The following is a 15,024-nucleotide window of genomic DNA, read 5'->3' on the forward strand; positions in this document are numbered from 1 at the left end:
TTAGTTTTCAAAGATCATTACTGCCGCTTAACGAAGCAGCTTTATTACTATAACATTTAGCTTCTTTTAAGTCAACAACTTTTTTCGAAGCATTTAATGAAGCTTTTAATTGTTGTCAGCTGTTTATCAGCGACGAATAATAATATATCACGGATATTATCAAAAGGTCAACAACTAATTTAAGCTGCATGTGAAGAGACATTTTATCGGTTATATTCAATTGGCCATGCTCATAAGATGTAATACAAGAATGATGGACAAGATAAGGAGGCATCATCAGTGAATCACTTCTATGTGTGGCACATTAAACGAGTGAAACAATTTATCATTATACTTATCGCCGCATTTGCAGCAGCCAGCTTTTTTTATATCCAAAGAGCTGTCCCGCTTCCCGTGTTTTCAACTGACACCGGACCTAAAGCCATTTATAAAGGAGAAACAGCTTCGAAAGACATTGCCCTTACTTTTGATATCAGCTGGGGTGATGAGAAAGCAGAACCCATTCTTAATACCTTAAAAGCAAACGGGATTAAAAATGCGACGTTTTTCCTTTCCGCTTCTTGGGCAGAACGCCACCCCGACACAGTAGCGCGTATCGTAAAGGATGGCCATCAAATAGGGAGCATGGGCTACGCCTATAAAAACTATGCCAATTTAGAGAGCAGCGAAATAAAAAAGGACATTAACCGTGCGCAAACTGCTTTTGAAAAGTTAGGGATCAAAGACATACAGCTATTAAGACCCCCTACAGGACAATTCAATAAGAATGTTCTCACGGTCGCAAACCAATACAATTACACAGTCGTTCATTACAGTGTAAACTCTCAAGATTGGACAAATCCCGGCGTTGAGAAAATCATCGACAATGTGACCAAGCAAGTTTCAGGAGGCGACATTATTCTTTTACACGCCTCCGACTCGGCAAAACAAACAGAAGAAGCGCTGCCTGATATCATCCATCAGCTGAAAAAAAAAGGATTAAAAAATGTAACCGTAGGTGATCTCATTGCAAATTCTGATGCCAAATCCGCAGAGGTAAAGTAATTTACTTCGCTGCAAACTTCGGCAGCATCAGCAATTGGAAAGCATTGCACGCCATTAACGGAAAAAGCATTAAATAAAGCCAGTCCTCATCATTTACTCTTAATGCAGGGAACCATTCTAATGCAGTAATCACAACCATCAAAAACAACGATGACACAAACGTTTTTCTAGAGGACTGCTTTTGCTTTATATAAGCTGTAATCACCCCAAAGATCAACAAAAATACCGGTAACCACGCATAACCAGCCATCGATTCTCCGCTCTCTCCAAAAAATAAAAAACGCACGTACATGAGATCAAAAGCAACAAACAGGATGAAAAATAACTGAAGCAAATTCCACAATGATGAGGATCTTAATATCTCAAGTGCAAACCGGTGAACTGTTAAAAACACGAAAAAGCCCATTTGGCTGATCACACTGAAAATCATACCTACTCCGATAAACCAAAATAAAACAGAGAAAATCTGTCCAGCTTCGAAAGCAAGAAACAGTCCCTTATATTCTCCCCATTTTAAAGCAAAACCCACAATACTCGTGATAAGCGCTCCGACAGCTAAAATAGAAAAGAAAAAACGAACTAGACCACGGCTTTTCATTTCTTTATTCATCCCCTCAAAAATCGCAGACCGCGATATTTTGTTATGTATAAATCCAAACAGATGAATCATATTAAAAGTAAGACAAGTATGTGAAAGGAGCTTAAGCATGTCAAAAGCCAAAACGCTATTGATGAGCTGTTTTTTGTTATTATCTGTAACAGCTTGCGCTCCAAAAGACCAAGCAGCGGATATGGACTATGATCAGACCAAAAAAATGGTTGTTGATATATTAAAAACTGATGATGGAAAGAAAGCCATTAAGGAATTATTAAACGATGATGCGATGAATGAAGCGCTGGTGATTGACCAAGATGCGATTAAAGGAACAATAGAAAAAACACTCACCTCTAAAAAAGGTGAAGAATTTTGGAAAAACATCTTTGAAGACACTGATTTTGCCGAAGGCTTTGCCAAAACTCTTCAGACTGAGCATGAAAAAGTGATTAAAAAACTGATGAAGGATCCGGATTACCAGAAGATGCTGATGGGCGTTATGCAGGATCCGGGCATGAATAAAAAGTACAGCGAACTTGCAAAAAGCCAAGAATTCCGAAGTTATTTAGAAGAGGTTATTAACGAAACACTTTCTAGCCCGCTTTACAAAAAACAGTTCGAAGATGAGCTGAAAAAAGCAGCAAAAGATACTGCCAAAGAAAGTGAATAAAGGGAAGGCCGGGATATAGAATCCCGGTTCGCCTTTTTTTATACTTGCACTGACATTTTTGCGATTATTTTTTTTGCAATATCCTGATATATTTCTCCGATGGGATGATTTTCGTCATAAACAGACGGCGCAAATTGATCCTTATCCCAATCAGGCTGTTTCAACGGGATTCTGCCGAGCAAAGGCACGTTTAGTTCCTCAGCTAGTTTATCTCCGCCGCCTTTACCAAAGACATATTCTCTTTCCCCAGTCTTTGCGCTTTCATAGTAAGCCATGTTCTCTATGACACCAACAACCTCATGATCGGTTTTAATCGCCATAGAGCCCGCTCTGGCCGCGACAAAAGCAGCTGTTGGATGCGGCGTCGATACGATGATTTCTTTGCAGCTCGGAAGCATTGTATGTACATCGAGAGCAACGTCCCCTGTCCCAGGCGGAAGATCAAGAACGATATAGTCTACTTCTCCCCACTCTACTTCGTGGAAAAAGTTATTCAGCATTTTGCCAAGCATCGGGCCTCTCCATACGACGGGTGCATTTTCTTCTACGAAAAAGCCCATTGACATCACCTTTACCCCGAAGCGTTCAACAGGAAGAAGTTTCTCTCCCTCAATGGTTGGACGCACAGTGATACCCATCATATCCGGCACACTGAAGCCATAAATATCAGCATCAATTAAACCGACCTTTTTCCCAAGACGAGCCAGAGAAATAGCAAGGTTTACTGACACAGTAGACTTGCCTACGCCGCCTTTTCCGCTTGCTACAGCAAGAAAGACTGGCGGGTTATCCATATTTAACAGTGTTTTTTTCTCAGCTGACGGCGCCCGGAATTTAGCAACCGTTTCTTCCGGCAGTTCTTCAAATCGAAGGCCGACCGTCTCAGCGCCTGCCCCTTTTAAGACGTTTACGATCTCTTGCTGAATCTGCATTTGCTCTGCAGTTCCGGTTTTGGCAAGAGCGACTTTTACACTGACATGCCGTTTTTCAGGCTTTATTTTAATTTCCTTAACGGCATCCAATTCTCCCAGAGGTCTTTGAAGAAAAGGTTCGCGCATTTCACCGACTAGTTTTCTTACTTCATCTTCTCTTATCATCGAACCTCACCCTTTTGTGTATTCGTTTACAATCATTATTATATCATACATAAATGGCGGGTGTCTTATGCTTAGAACCATACGAAAACCCTCCTTTACTCAGGAGGGTCTCCTTTTTCTGTGAAATATCGCAAAATGCCTTTATATATGGAAGATGCCACCTTGTCCTGGTATTTCGGTTTCCCGAGCAGCATTGCTTCGCTTGGATTGGATAAAAATCCGACTTCTACAAGTGCCCCCGGTTTGGTGACGTTTTGCATTAAGTAGATACCATGAATCCGCTTTGCCTTCCGGGTTGTGTTTTCCAGGTTTCTTCTCAATTCATCCTGAATGTATTTTGCGACTTTCTCATTTTCCGCATATTTTCCGTAATAAAAGCTTTGGGCTCCGCTCCACTTTTGTGATGGAATCGCATTGAGGTGAATGCTGATATAGAGTTCAGCCTCTGAATGGTTTATTAATTTGACTCGCTGTCTTAAGTCTTCCGCTTTTCGTCTGCTGTAGCCCTTCGTTCCTTCTGGAGCGAGATCGGTATCACTTTCCCTGGTCATGATGACAAGCGCTCCTTGTTCCTGAAGGTAATCCCTGACCCTAAAGGCCACTTCCAAGGTTACATCCTTCTCTAACATCTTTCCGCCGACTGCTCCGCCGTCAGGCCCGCCATGACCTGGATCTAGATATATAATTTTTCCGCTCAAGGGCAGGCTCCACGGCTTCCAAGAATCGTTATTGCTGAACTGATACTTGAATAGAAATAGTAATACGATGAAGCCTAGCAAAAAACTGAGCCATTTAAGCTTTTTCCTCATCCCTTCCCCTCCCGCTTGTCCGTTATTACATAACTATGGGACAGGGCCGGGAAATATGATTATCGCATGCGAAGCTTACACTGTTTTTCTCTTTGGACAAATCCCTCTGTCCACCAGTCTTTAATGAACTTGCATGCTGCTTCATAGACCGTATTTTTATCAAATGTTGCGTATTGCTCGTGTATCCAATTATAAAGATAATCAAAAAACTCCAGACGAAGCTCTTCTTCTTCTCTTGCTGAGCGCGCACTGATGCTCTGCATGGATTCTCCGTAATAGCCGAATATCCCAAAACGTCCGCCTAACAAATAAGCTTCTATAGCAAAATCAATACAGCCTTCGCTAATAATATCTCTTTCATCATGTAAAAACGGAAATAATGGTTCCAGACAGTCTTTAACAGACTGAATGATTTGCCTCAGAGAGAGTTCTTTGAGCAAGTTCTTTTCTAATTCAAAATCCTTTTGGCGTTTCACATCCATAAAAGACAGTACCTCTGCCATACAAATTCACTCTCCTTTTACCGGTTATTTTGAGGTTTGGATGGTGAAACCATGCCCGAATTCGGTTGGAAATTCGCCCAAATGAAGGTGCAGAGATTGATAAAAAGAAGAGGATTTAGCAGCTTTCTACAGATTTCGGAACAAGTGTTCTGCAAGTGATTACTAAAAAAGCAGCTCCTCTAATAGGTCGCTGCTTTTCATAATTTCACGCTTCTTGTTGCAGAATATGTATGAATATATTGGTCCAATACAAACCCGCCTTTATCTTCATAAAAACCAGTGACGATAAAACCGGCATCAATTTGGCCCTTGATTTGGTCTTCTAGAGAATGGCCGAATTCCAGAGCCTCATTATTTTCAATCAGTTTTTTCACTTTATGTTTTGGAAGATCTTCTGAGTCGGCATATGGAATGGAGTGTTTTACTTTTAGAATACCTTGCTGTTCTAACTCTACATCAAATAGGAATACGACTGGATTTACAAAACCTGAAATTAGGGTGCCGTTTCTTTTCAGTACTCGGTGCGCTTCCTTCCAGACCGGGAGGACATTCTCAACAAAAACATTGGCAACAGGATGTACAATGACGTCAAATGATTCATCCTGAAATTGACTGAGATCGTCCATGCTTCCTTTGACAGTATGTATTGTGAGGCCGTCGCGTTCAGCAACCATTCTATCCTGGTCCAGCTGTTTTTCCGAGTTATCTAATACAGTGACATCCGCTCCTGCAGCTGCCAAAATCGGACCTTGCTGGCCGCCTCCTGATGCTAAACAAAGCACCTTTAGTCCTTTGACAGGGGGAAACCAATCCTTCGGAACATCTTTCATTGGTGTTACCCTTATATCCCAATTGCCTTTTTTCGCTTGTTCGATGACATGCTGCTCAACAGCAACAGTCCATTCATTGCCTACCTCTACTTTTTGATCCCAGGCTTTGCTATTATGTTTTAACGCATTCATGAATCGTTCTCCTTATTTTATTGTATAGAGTATAACAAATATTTCTAGATTGATATCGCTTTCCCTTTGCATATTTAGAAAAAAATTCATAAAAACGCAAAAAAATCACAAAGGAGATATGTGATTTACGTCAAAAGATTTACACTTATCTCATCAAATGATGTCATTAGTGAAGAACTAATATTCATCCGGACAGATGAAGAATCAGCTGTGAGATTGAACAGGTGGGAGACCAGTTGTTAAAATGAACTGGATTGGCGACATGGCCATTAAAAACTTTGACCACCTTTCCAATCATCATTCAAGTAAATTAGCTGGTAATGAAAATGAAAGATACCATGATTATTACAACAGGGCTGTTTATAATCAAGCAATTTGCTTAGACTTTATTAAGCGTTCATTTATTTATTTTTACTGAATGCGGGGGTATGCCAAGAATTGCATATGGGCATTTTATGAAAATAAAAAAGCTCCCAACACAGGGTCGAGAGCTTTGAAAACGTAAAATTAACGTTTTGAGAACTGAGGTGCACGACGAGCGCCTTTAAGACCGTATTTTTTACGTTCTTTCATACGAGCGTCACGAGTCAGAAGACCTGCACGTTTAAGAGTTGTACGGTATTCTGGATCTGCTTCAAGCAAAGCACGAGCGATACCGTGACGGATTGCTCCAGCTTGACCAGATAAGCCGCCTCCATGTACGTTTACTAAAACATCATAAGTGCCAGCTGTTTCAGTCAAAGTTAATGGTTGTTTGATATCTTCGATTAGAGCTGCAGATGGGATGTGTTCGCTGATTTCACGATTATTAACGACGATACGACCTTCTCCTGGAACTAAACGCACACGCGCTACAGAGCTTTTACGACGGCCAGTACCGTAATATTGAACCTGTGCCAAATTGGTAACCTCCTTTTTAATTAACCGCGAAGTTCGTAAACTTCAGGTTTTTGTGCTTCGTGTGGATGCTCAGAACCACGGTATACGTTCAATTTTTTGAACATTTGACGACCTAGAGAACCTTTTGGAAGCATGCCTTTGATAGCAAGCTCAAGCATTTTCTCAGGGTAGTTTGTACGCATTTCAAGAGCAGTTCTTGATTTTAATCCGCCTGGATGTTGAGTGTGACGGTAGTAGATTTTGTCAGTTAACTTTTTACCAGTTAACTCGATTTTTTCAGCGTTGATGATGATCACATGATCTCCAGTATCAACGTGTGGTGTGTAAGTTGGTTTGTGTTTTCCGCGAAGGATAGCTGCAACTTCTGAAGAAAGACGACCTAAAGTCTTGCCAGCAGCATCAACAACTAACCACTTGCGTTCAATAGTACTTGCGTTAGCCATAGGTGTTGTACGCATTGAATTTCCCTCCTAAATGATCTGTCATTTTCAATAAACTTCGATTACGTTCTATTTCACAACACAATAAGTTCCGGGGCTTATCGTGGGGTTGAAATACATACCATATGATATCTTATAACTTTATGCAGACTCTGTCAAGAAAATATTATACACCTGGTTTAGTTGTCATAGTAAACGTTCCATAAATATAGTCCATGCCCCGGTGCTGTGCGCCCTGCCGCTTCGCGATCCTTCGCTTCCAGCATGGATTTCACATCTTCGGGAGAAATTTTTCCAATACCTGCATCAAGCAAAGTACCCGCAATAATTCTGACCATATTATATAAGAAACCGCTGCCTGTGATCCGCATTTGCAGACCGTCATCCGTCTCAGTCCAATCAAGTTCGTAAATCGTTCTTACCTTGTCCTGTACTTCTGTTTTAGTCGCGCAAAAGCTTGTAAAATCATGTGTTCCTATAAGATGCTTTGCCGCTTCTCTCATGTTCTGCACATTAAGGTGATATGAAAAATGGTAAGCGTAATGCCGTTTAAATACGTCCGGGTGTTTCTCCGTGTATACAAAGTAGCGATATTCTTTTTTGACTGCGCTAAATCGTGCATGGAACCCATCATCCGCAATTTCTGCCTGTTTGACTGCGATATCGTCTGGAAGCAGTGCATTTAAGGCATACGGCCATCTCTCCGTCGGGATAGACAACGAAGTATCAAAATGAATCACCTGTCCGGCTGCGTGAACCCCGCTGTCTGTTCTTCCTGACGAAACGACCGGAATTCTGTCTTTCGACTTATGCAGGACAGCCAAGGCCTTCTCAAGCTCATCCTGAACCGTTCTTTTGCCCGGCTGTACCTGATATCCATTAAACAAATGTCCGTCATAAGAAATCGTGCATTTCAGTCTCATACAGCACCTCTAAGTCCTTAAGAAAAATAACAAAGCAGCCAAAATCATCAAGCTGACAATGACAGAAGTGTCTTTTCCTGTCCATACCAGCTTTCTGTATTTCGTACGTCCCTCTCCGCCTTGATAGCCCCTTGCTTCCATTGCCACAGCAAGCTCTTCGGCGCGTTTGAATGCACTGACGAAGAGAGGGACAAGAAGCGGGACAATAGCCTTCACTCTGTCTTTGACAGGTCCGCTTGTAAAGTCAACGCCTCGCGCCATCTGAGCCTTCATGATCTTATCTGTCTCCTCCATCAAGGTCGGAATAAACCGCAAAGAAATTGACATCATAAGAGCGAGCTCGTGAACAGGAAGCTTTATTTTTTTCAATGGATTCAGCAGCTGCTCCATTCCATCAGTAATCTCAATCGGTGTTGTCGTCAGCGTTAATAGGGTTGTGATTAAAATCAGATAGACGAATCTAAGAGAAATGAATATCCCTTGAACCAAACCGCCCTCGTAGATTTTGAAAACGCCTAATTGAAAGATAACCGGCCCTTCATGTGTCATTAAAATGTGAAGCAAGAACGTAAATAGGACAATCCAGATGATAGGCTTTAACCCTTTCATTAAAAAAGAGAAAGGAACTCTTGTTAATGAAACGACGCCTACTGTAAATAATCCAAGCAGCACATATGTCTGCACATTATTGGCTAGGAATACGATACAGACAAATAAAAAGATCGTGATAAGCTTTGTTCTTGGGTCAAGCCGATGTACAAGTGAAGAGCCCGGTACATACTTGCCGATAATCATGCTGTCCATCATAAGGTCTTCTCCCCCTGAAAAAGAGCACGGATTTCAGCAGCGGCATCTTCAATTGTGAGCATAGGCTCTTTAAATCTGACACCTAGTGCAGCTTCCAGCTGTCTTTGGAATTTTATCGTTTCCGGAAGATCCAGCCCCCAGCCAGCCATCTCTTCACCTTTTAAAAATAAATCACGCGGACTGCCTGATGCTTGGATCGTGCCTTTATGCATGACAATCATTTCATCAGCGTATGCGGCTGCATCCTCCATGCTGTGTGTCACAAGGATCGTCGTCAGGTTCCCCCGTTGATGAAGCTCATAAAACATGTCCATAATCTCTTTTCGCCCTCTTGGGTCCAATCCTGCAGTCGGTTCATCAAGAACAAGCACTTCAGGATCCATTGCAAGTACGCCGGCAATCGCAACTCTGCGCATTTGCCCTCCACTTAATTCAAAAGGCGATCTGTCCAGAAGCTCTTCTGATAAACCTACAAGCTTCAGCATCTCTCTTGCCCTTTGTTCAGCATCCTCTTTTTTCACACCAAAATTCATCGGTCCGAACGAAATATCTTTTAGAACTGTTTCTTCGAATAATTGATGCTCAGGAAATTGGAAAACGATTCCGACTTTTTTACGAAGGGTTTTCAGCTCTTTATTCTTTTTCCCTGCCTGAATAACAGTGCTGCCTAGTGATATCTGTCCCTTCGTCGGCTTCAAAAGACCGTTCAAGTGCTGAAGAAGAGTGGACTTACCAGAGCCTGTATGCCCGATAACAGCTACATAGCTGCCTTCTTTAATCGATGCATTGATATCATACAGTGCAAGGCGCTCAAACGGCGTCTTCATCTGATAACGATGCTCTACATCTTTGATTGTAATGTCCATAGCTCTTTCACCAGCCCTTCCTGGGTCAAATGATTTTCTTCCAAAGCCAGTCCATTTTCTCTTAAAAGCTGGCTAAGCTGGAATGAGAAGGGTAAATCAAGCCCGATTTGAACAAGTTCCTTATTCAATTTAAAAATCTCTTCAGGCAGCCCTTCGGCATATTTTTTACCGCCATTCATGACAATGATCCTGTCTGCTTTTGCTGCCTCATCCAGATCATGTGTGATTGAAATGACAGTCGCCATGCCCTGCTCCTTTAAATGTCTTACCGTTTCAAGCACTTCTTCTCGCCCGATCGGGTCAAGCATAGATGTTGCTTCATCTAAGATAATAATATCAGGACGTGCGGCAATAACCCCCGCAATCGCAACTCTCTGCTTTTGGCCTCCGGAGAGATGGTGCGGCTCTTGATCGAGAAAATCTTGCATATTCACCTGTTTTACTGCCCAGTCTACTCTCTCAATCATTTCTTCCCGCGGTACACCATTGTTTTCTAAACCAAAAGCCACATCATCGCGAACTGTCGTTCCGACAAATTGGTTATCCGGATTTTGAAAGACCATACCTATTTTCTTACGCACTTCCCAAACCGAATCCTCTGTCAATTGAATCCCGGCAACCTTTATGTCGCCTGATTCAGGAAGGATTAAACCATTCAATGCCCGAGCCAGTGTTGATTTCCCTGAACCGTTATGACCTACAATTGCAAGCCATTCACCCTCATACACCTGCAGGGAGACGCCGTCTAGTGCTCGTCTTTCTGCGTCTTTCCGATATCGAAAAACGATATCCTCTACCGATATCAACTGATTTTGATTCATGGAAAACCGGCCTCCTCTCAGCTAATGCTCTGCTTTTCTCTCTATATAAAAAGTTGCAGTATCTAAAAAAAGGGCATAGATCCAGTTAGAAACTGTCCCGCCCTTCTTTAGATACACAAAAAATATGTGATTAAACCAATTCGATAATTGCCATTGGTGCTCCGTCACCACGGCGAGGACCAAGCTTCATAATACGTGTGTATCCACCTTGGCGCTCCTCGTAACGAGTTGCAATGTCAGAGAATAATTTTTGAAGTGCATCTTGGTTATTTTCTTCGTTTGCAACCTCGTTGCGGATGTATGCAGCAGCTTGACGGCGAGCGTGAAGATCACCGCGTTTGCCAAGCGTGATCATTTTTTCAACTACAGAGCGAAGTTCTTTCGCACGTGTTTCAGTTGTTTCGATTCTTTCGTTGATGATCAAATCAGTTGTAAGATCACGAAGCATAGCTTTACGCTGTGCACTCGTACGTCCTAGTTTTCTGTATGACATGTGATGTCCCCTCCTTTATTGAAATGCTGTATCTGAATAATAAACACACGAAAATCCTAGTTCACAAGGGAAACTAGTCAATCGTCTTTGCGAAGTCCGAGTCCAAGTTCTTCTAGTTTCGCTTTCACTTCTTCAAGTGATTTGCGTCCTAGATTACGAACTTTCATCATATCTTCTTCCGTCTTGTTCGCAAGCTCTTGAACCGTGTTAATACCCGCACGCTTTAAGCAGTTGTAAGAGCGAACAGAAAGATCCAATTCTTCAATTGTCATTTCAAGAACTTTCTCTTTTTGATCTTCTTCTTTTTCAACCATGATTTCAGCATGCTGAGCTTCGTCAGTTAAACCAACGAATATATTAAGGTGTTCAGTTAAAATCTTTGAACCAAGCGCAATGGCTTCTTTCGGTCCAGTGCTTCCATCAGTCCAAACATCAAGTGTAAGTTTATCATAGTTTGCAACTTGGCCTACACGAGTGTTCTCTACCTGATAAGATACACGAGAAACTGGCGTATAGATAGAATCGATCGGAATCACGCCGATTGGCTGATCGTCTCTCTTGTTTGCGTCAGCAGGCGTATACCCACGTCCTCTTTGAGCAGTAAGGCGAACTCGGAAACTCGCATTCTCACCAAGAGTTGCGATATGAAGATCAGGATTTAAGATCTCTACATCACTATCGTGTGTAATATCAGCTGCCGTTACAGTTCCTTCACCCTGTACATCAATTTCTAGCGTCTTCTCTTCATCAGAGTAGATTTTCAATGCAAGCTTTTTAATGTGTAAGATAATCGTTGTAACATCTTCCACAACGCCTTCAATTGTCGAGAATTCGTGCAGTACACCATCTATCTGGATTGATGTTACAGCGGCACCAGGGAGTGAGGATAAGAGGATACGACGTAAGGAGTTACCCAGAGTTGTACCATATCCACGCTCAAGTGGCTCTACGACAAACTTACCAAATTTGGCATCGTCGCTGATTTCAACCGTTTCGATTTTTGGTTTTTCAATCTCGATCATTACTTAAAACCCTCCTTCAAAACGTCGAAACCTCGAATAGAATCATATGAGATTCCATCCGAAATTCCCCATTGTTTAGTCCCGTATGTGCTCAGGCAACGAGTCGGTGCATTCGTTTCATAAATAACTGTATCATAACCCATTATTGACAGGGACACAAAATCTATACAAACAAATTACACGCGGCGACGTTTTGGTGGACGGCATCCGTTATGAGGAACAGGAGTTACGTCTCTGATAGCAGTGACTTCTAGTCCAGCAGCTTGAAGTGCACGGATTGCAGCTTCACGGCCTGAACCAGGTCCTTTAACAGTAACCTCTAGAGTTTTAAGACCATGTTCGATTGAACCTTTAGCAGCTGTTTCTGCAGCCATTTGTGCAGCAAAAGGAGTAGATTTACGAGAACCTCTGAATCCTAAAGCTCCGGCACTAGACCAAGAAATAGCATTACCATGAGTGTCAGTGATCGTAACGATCGTGTTATTGAAAGTTGAACGAATATGAGCAATTCCAGACTCAATATTCTTTTTCACGCGACGTTTACGCGTGTTAGATTTACGAGCAGCAGCCATTGTTTAAGAACCTCCCTTACTTATTTTTTCTTGTTAGCTACAGTACGACGCGGACCTTTACGAGTACGCGCATTGTTTTTAGAGTTTTGTCCGCGAACAGGTAATCCTCTGCGATGACGGATTCCGCGGTAGCTTCCGATTTCGATCAGACGTTTGATATTAAGAGAAACTTCACGGCGAAGGTCACCTTCTACTTTCAGTTTGTCAATAATATCACGGATTTTACCAAGTTCTTCTTCAGTAAGATCGCGCACACGAGTATCTTCTGAAACTCCAGCTTCTTTTAAAACTTGCTGAGCCGTTGTGCGGCCAATTCCGAAGATGTATGTTAAAGAAATAACAACACGTTTGTCACGTGGGATATCTACACCAGCAATACGAGCCATTCTCTGGGCACCTCCTTATAAATTATCCTTGTTTTTGTTTATGCTTTGGATTTTCACAGATCACCATTACTTTTCCTTTTCTGCGAATAACTTTACATTTTTCGCAGATTGGTTTAACTGATGGTCTCACTTTCATGTGTTTCCAACCTCCTTCAGTTTCCGGAGTGCTTTATTTGTAACGGTACGTAATCCTGCCACGAGTTAAGTCATATGGAGATAATTCTACCGTAACTTTGTCTCCAGGTAAAATGCGAATGAAGTGCATGCGGATTTTACCAGATACGTGAGCCAAAACAGTGTGGCCATTTTCAAGTTCAACTTTGAACATCGCGTTTGGCAGTGTTTCGACTATCGTACCTTCCACTTCAATTACATCGTCTTTCGCCATTCAAGTGTTCTCCCTTCTTCAAATCAGTAACTTGCTTTCTGACAAATTTCAAAAGAAGTTTGTCACACGCCCTGTTTCGTTTATACTGTTCTGAACTTCCGGAGATACGCAATCATAAAGGGTTAAATGATTGATATTCTTTTTCTTAGGAGAATGTAATGTACGCATTTCTCCGTCTGCTGTTAGTACATTGATGATGGTCAACAATTCCAATGACAACGGCAAGGTGAATTCGGTCCTGCCAATGTTCATCCAAACTTTCTGCCCTATCAAGCCGGAAAAACATCTGTCTTCAGAATTATTTTCATCACCTAGACTCTCGTCAGTATATCAAAACCCGTTTCCGTAATCGCAATCGTATGTTCAAAATGAGCACACTTTTTCCCATCTACCGTTACAACCGTCCAGTTATCAGCCAATGTTTTCACGTAGCGGCTGCCAGCGTTCACCATAGGTTCAATAGCGAGAACCATGCCAGGTTTGAGCCGTGGTCCTTTATTGGGCGGACCGTAATGAGGAATTTGCGGGTCCTCATGCAAGTCTTGACCAACACCATGTCCGACATACTCCCTAACAACTGAAAACTGCTCATTTTCGACATACGTTTGTATTGCGTGGGAAATATTCGACAAACGTTCACCTGGTTTTGCTTCCTGCAAGCCTTTATATAAAGACTCCTCTGTCACTTCCAGAAGTTTTTTGTCATCATCGCTGATGTTTCCTACCGGATATGTCCATGCAGAGTCACCATGATAACCATTTAATTTAGCACCGATATCAATACTGATGATGTCACCGTCCTTCAGCACCCTGCTGCCAGGAATACCGTGAACGAGTTCTTCATTAACTGATACGCAAATGCTCCCGCGAAACCCATTATACCCCTTAAAAGATGGGATTGCACCCTGCTTCTTAATAAAACGTTCGGCAATTTGATCCAATTCTTTTGTCGAGATTCCTGGTTTAATGTGCTTTTTTAACTCTTCATGAGTTAAAGCCACGATTCGCCCTGCTTCCCGCATTATACCAAGTTCACGTGGGGTTTTACAGATAATCATTTTTTTAATCCTCCAAGAAGATCCTTCACATCTGCATAAACGTCTTGAATGTCCTGTTGGCCATTCACGTTTGCAAGATACCCTTTCTCAGAATAGAAATCGAGTAAAGGCTGAGTTTGCTTCATGTTTACCTCAAGCCGTTTAGAGACGGTTTCCTCATTATCATCTGCCCGTTGATAGAGTTCGCCTCCGTCTTTATCACAAATACCCGGCGTTTTCGGCGGATTAAAGACTAAATGATAGGTTGTGCCGCAAACACTGCAAATTCTGCGTCCAGTCAGACGTTCCATCAGAGCATCTTTGTCGACTTCAATGTTAATGACATAATCAATCGGCTTGCCGTATTCCTCAAGAATTTCTTCAAGAGCTTCGGCTTGAGCGACTGTTCGCGGAAATCCGTCCAGAAGAAAACCTCTTTCACAATCGTCTTTGCCAAGTCTTTCTTTTACAATTCCGATTGTGACTTCGTCAGGTACGAGCTCTCCCTTATCAATATAAGATTTTGCTTCGAGTCCGAGTGGTGTTTCTTCTTTCATAGCAGCACGGAACATATCTCCTGTTGAGATATGAGGAATCCCATAATCCTCAACAATTCGTTCGCCCTGTGTGCCTTTACCGGCACCAGGAAGCCCCATTAAGACTAAGTTCATTCGGATTTCCCCCGTCCT

21 protein-coding genes are annotated in these 15,024 nt (G+C 42.2%); 2 read left to right on the forward strand and 19 right to left on the reverse strand.

Features of this window, described 5'->3' with window-relative positions; translation table 11 throughout:
• Window positions 1-279: 279 nt before the first annotated feature.
• The gene (gene pdaB / locus BSI_RS01190; RefSeq protein WP_003241951.1) at window positions 280-1,044 is read left to right on the forward strand and encodes a polysaccharide deacetylase family sporulation protein PdaB; all 765 of its coding nucleotides are present in this window, start codon (window positions 280-282) and stop codon (window positions 1,042-1,044) included.
• 1 nt (window position 1,045) lies between these two features.
• Here pdaB and kbaA read toward each other — a convergent pair whose 3' ends face one another.
• On the reverse strand, window positions 1,046-1,642 hold the full coding sequence (gene kbaA / locus BSI_RS01185) for a KinB-signaling pathway activation protein (RefSeq protein ID WP_019257288.1): 597 nt from the start codon (window positions 1,640-1,642) through the stop codon (window positions 1,046-1,048).
• A 109-nt stretch (window positions 1,643-1,751) separates the two neighbouring features.
• On the opposite strand from kbaA, the gene gerD reads away from it, so the two are divergent.
• A complete protein-coding gene (gene gerD, locus BSI_RS01180) occupies window positions 1,752-2,309 on the forward strand; it encodes a spore germination lipoprotein GerD (RefSeq protein ID WP_003241955.1) in 558 nt (185 codons plus the stop codon).
• Window positions 2,310-2,347: 38 nt separating this feature from the next.
• Here gerD and salA read toward each other — a convergent pair whose 3' ends face one another.
• The 18 genes from salA to BSI_RS01100 all read right to left on the reverse strand — a co-directional run bounded on the left by salA (window position 2,348) and on the right by BSI_RS01100 (window position 15,006).
• Window positions 2,348-3,406: an iron-sulfur carrier protein/transcriptional regulator SalA gene (gene salA, locus BSI_RS01175; protein WP_003241957.1), complete on the reverse strand. Its 1,059-nt coding sequence runs from the start codon at window positions 3,404-3,406 to the stop codon at window positions 2,348-2,350.
• A gap of 95 nt (window positions 3,407-3,501) precedes the next feature.
• Window positions 3,502-4,215 carry an N-acetylmuramoyl-L-alanine amidase CwlD gene (cwlD, locus tag BSI_RS01170; RefSeq protein ID WP_003241959.1) on the reverse strand — a complete coding sequence of 238 codons (714 nt, stop codon included), beginning with the start codon at window positions 4,213-4,215 and terminating at the stop codon, window positions 3,502-3,504.
• Between the two features lie 59 nt (window positions 4,216-4,274).
• A complete protein-coding gene (locus tag BSI_RS01165) occupies window positions 4,275-4,718 on the reverse strand; it encodes a YbaK family protein (protein ID WP_003241961.1) in 444 nt (147 codons plus the stop codon).
• A 197-nt stretch (window positions 4,719-4,915) separates the two neighbouring features.
• Window positions 4,916-5,680: a class I SAM-dependent methyltransferase gene (locus BSI_RS01160; protein ID WP_003241962.1), complete on the reverse strand. Its 765-nt coding sequence runs from the start codon at window positions 5,678-5,680 to the stop codon at window positions 4,916-4,918.
• A gap of 507 nt (window positions 5,681-6,187) precedes the next feature.
• The gene (rpsI, locus tag BSI_RS0121725; protein ID WP_004399691.1) at window positions 6,188-6,580 is read right to left on the reverse strand and encodes a 30S ribosomal protein S9; all 393 of its coding nucleotides are present in this window, start codon (window positions 6,578-6,580) and stop codon (window positions 6,188-6,190) included.
• Window positions 6,581-6,600: 20 nt separating this feature from the next.
• Window positions 6,601-7,038 (reverse strand): 50S ribosomal protein L13, encoded by a 438-nt coding sequence (gene rplM, locus BSI_RS01155; protein WP_003241966.1) that lies wholly within the window; start codon window positions 7,036-7,038, stop codon window positions 6,601-6,603.
• Between the two features lie 161 nt (window positions 7,039-7,199).
• Window positions 7,200-7,943 (reverse strand): tRNA pseudouridine(38-40) synthase TruA, encoded by a 744-nt coding sequence (gene truA / locus BSI_RS01150; RefSeq protein ID WP_003241969.1) that lies wholly within the window; start codon window positions 7,941-7,943, stop codon window positions 7,200-7,202.
• 9 nt (window positions 7,944-7,952) lie between these two features.
• Window positions 7,953-8,750 (reverse strand): energy-coupling factor transporter transmembrane component T family protein, encoded by a 798-nt coding sequence (locus tag BSI_RS01145; RefSeq protein ID WP_003241971.1) that lies wholly within the window; start codon window positions 8,748-8,750, stop codon window positions 7,953-7,955.
• Window positions 8,747-9,616: an energy-coupling factor ABC transporter ATP-binding protein gene (locus BSI_RS01140; RefSeq protein ID WP_003241974.1), complete on the reverse strand. Its 870-nt coding sequence runs from the start codon at window positions 9,614-9,616 to the stop codon at window positions 8,747-8,749. Before BSI_RS01140 ends, BSI_RS01145 begins: the two co-directional genes overlap by 4 nt.
• Window positions 9,592-10,437 (reverse strand): energy-coupling factor ABC transporter ATP-binding protein, encoded by an 846-nt coding sequence (locus tag BSI_RS01135; RefSeq protein WP_003241976.1) that lies wholly within the window; start codon window positions 10,435-10,437, stop codon window positions 9,592-9,594. The genes BSI_RS01140 and BSI_RS01135 overlap by 25 nt, the downstream gene beginning before the upstream one ends.
• Window positions 10,438-10,567: 130 nt before the next feature.
• Entirely contained in the window at window positions 10,568-10,930 is a 363-nt protein-coding gene (gene rplQ, locus BSI_RS01130) for a 50S ribosomal protein L17 (RefSeq protein ID WP_003225836.1), read from the reverse strand.
• 77 nt (window positions 10,931-11,007) lie between these two features.
• Window positions 11,008-11,952 (reverse strand): DNA-directed RNA polymerase subunit alpha, encoded by a 945-nt coding sequence (locus BSI_RS01125; RefSeq protein ID WP_003225835.1) that lies wholly within the window; start codon window positions 11,950-11,952, stop codon window positions 11,008-11,010.
• A 176-nt stretch (window positions 11,953-12,128) separates the two neighbouring features.
• Complete coding sequence (gene rpsK, locus BSI_RS0121730) at window positions 12,129-12,524, reverse strand: 30S ribosomal protein S11 (RefSeq protein WP_009966385.1); 396 nt, start codon at window positions 12,522-12,524, stop codon at window positions 12,129-12,131.
• Window positions 12,525-12,544: 20 nt separating this feature from the next.
• Window positions 12,545-12,910 carry a 30S ribosomal protein S13 gene (gene rpsM, locus BSI_RS01120; RefSeq protein ID WP_003235095.1) on the reverse strand — a complete coding sequence of 122 codons (366 nt, stop codon included), beginning with the start codon at window positions 12,908-12,910 and terminating at the stop codon, window positions 12,545-12,547.
• Between the two features lie 22 nt (window positions 12,911-12,932).
• Entirely contained in the window at window positions 12,933-13,046 is a 114-nt protein-coding gene (rpmJ, locus tag BSI_RS01115; RefSeq protein ID WP_003156543.1) for a 50S ribosomal protein L36, read from the reverse strand.
• Between the two features lie 33 nt (window positions 13,047-13,079).
• Window positions 13,080-13,298, reverse strand: a complete 219-nt coding sequence (infA, locus tag BSI_RS01110; protein ID WP_003156508.1) for a translation initiation factor IF-1 — start codon at window positions 13,296-13,298, stop codon at window positions 13,080-13,082.
• 311 nt (window positions 13,299-13,609) lie between these two features.
• Window positions 13,610-14,356 (reverse strand): type I methionyl aminopeptidase, encoded by a 747-nt coding sequence (gene map / locus BSI_RS01105; protein WP_003225828.1) that lies wholly within the window; start codon window positions 14,354-14,356, stop codon window positions 13,610-13,612.
• Window positions 14,353-15,006, reverse strand: a complete 654-nt coding sequence (locus tag BSI_RS01100) for an adenylate kinase (RefSeq protein ID WP_003241987.1) — start codon at window positions 15,004-15,006, stop codon at window positions 14,353-14,355. The genes map and BSI_RS01100 overlap by 4 nt, the downstream gene beginning before the upstream one ends.
• Window positions 15,007-15,024: the final 18 nt, after the last annotated feature.

The sequence above is a fragment of the Bacillus inaquosorum KCTC 13429 genome (assembly GCF_000332645.1).
Classification (GTDB): Bacteria; Bacillota; Bacilli; order Bacillales; family Bacillaceae; genus Bacillus; species Bacillus inaquosorum.

What these genes read in the sequence shown, in the direction of transcription:
- kbaA (WP_019257288.1), bottom strand. Translation starts at nt 1,642, where the DNA reads ATGAAAAGCCGTGGTCTAGTTCGTTTTTTCTTTTCTATTTTAGCTGTC.
- gerD (WP_003241955.1), top strand. Translation starts at nt 1,752, where the DNA reads ATGTCAAAAGCCAAAACGCTATTGATGAGCTGTTTTTTGTTATTATCT.
- salA (WP_003241957.1), bottom strand. Translation starts at nt 3,406, where the DNA reads ATGATAAGAGAAGATGAAGTAAGAAAACTAGTCGGTGAAATGCGCGAA.
- cwlD (WP_003241959.1), bottom strand. Translation starts at nt 4,215, where the DNA reads ATGAGGAAAAAGCTTAAATGGCTCAGTTTTTTGCTAGGCTTCATCGTA.
- BSI_RS01165 (WP_003241961.1), bottom strand. Translation starts at nt 4,718, where the DNA reads ATGGCAGAGGTACTGTCTTTTATGGATGTGAAACGCCAAAAGGATTTT.
- BSI_RS01160 (WP_003241962.1), bottom strand. Translation starts at nt 5,680, where the DNA reads ATGAATGCGTTAAAACATAATAGCAAAGCCTGGGATCAAAAAGTAGAG.
- rplM (WP_003241966.1), bottom strand. Translation starts at nt 7,038, where the DNA reads ATGCGTACAACACCTATGGCTAACGCAAGTACTATTGAACGCAAGTGG.
- truA (WP_003241969.1), bottom strand. Translation starts at nt 7,943, where the DNA reads ATGAGACTGAAATGCACGATTTCTTATGACGGACATTTGTTTAATGGA.
- BSI_RS01145 (WP_003241971.1), bottom strand. Translation starts at nt 8,750, where the DNA reads ATGATGGACAGCATGATTATCGGCAAGTATGTACCGGGCTCTTCACTT.
- BSI_RS01140 (WP_003241974.1), bottom strand. Translation starts at nt 9,616, where the DNA reads ATGGACATTACAATCAAAGATGTAGAGCATCGTTATCAGATGAAGACG.
- BSI_RS01135 (WP_003241976.1), bottom strand. Translation starts at nt 10,437, where the DNA reads ATGAATCAAAATCAGTTGATATCGGTAGAGGATATCGTTTTTCGATAT.
- rplQ (WP_003225836.1), bottom strand. Translation starts at nt 10,930, where the DNA reads ATGTCATACAGAAAACTAGGACGTACGAGTGCACAGCGTAAAGCTATG.
- BSI_RS01125 (WP_003225835.1), bottom strand. Translation starts at nt 11,952, where the DNA reads ATGATCGAGATTGAAAAACCAAAAATCGAAACGGTTGAAATCAGCGAC.
- rpsK (WP_009966385.1), bottom strand. Translation starts at nt 12,524, where the DNA reads ATGGCTGCTGCTCGTAAATCTAACACGCGTAAACGTCGCGTGAAAAAG.
- rpsM (WP_003235095.1), bottom strand. Translation starts at nt 12,910, where the DNA reads ATGGCTCGTATTGCTGGTGTAGATATCCCACGTGACAAACGTGTTGTT.
- rpmJ (WP_003156543.1), bottom strand. Translation starts at nt 13,046, where the DNA reads ATGAAAGTGAGACCATCAGTTAAACCAATCTGCGAAAAATGTAAAGTT.
- infA (WP_003156508.1), bottom strand. Translation starts at nt 13,298, where the DNA reads ATGGCGAAAGACGATGTAATTGAAGTGGAAGGTACGATAGTCGAAACA.
- map (WP_003225828.1), bottom strand. Translation starts at nt 14,356, where the DNA reads ATGATTATCTGTAAAACCCCACGTGAACTTGGTATAATGCGGGAAGCA.
- BSI_RS01100 (WP_003241987.1), bottom strand. Translation starts at nt 15,006, where the DNA reads ATGAACTTAGTCTTAATGGGGCTTCCTGGTGCCGGTAAAGGCACACAG.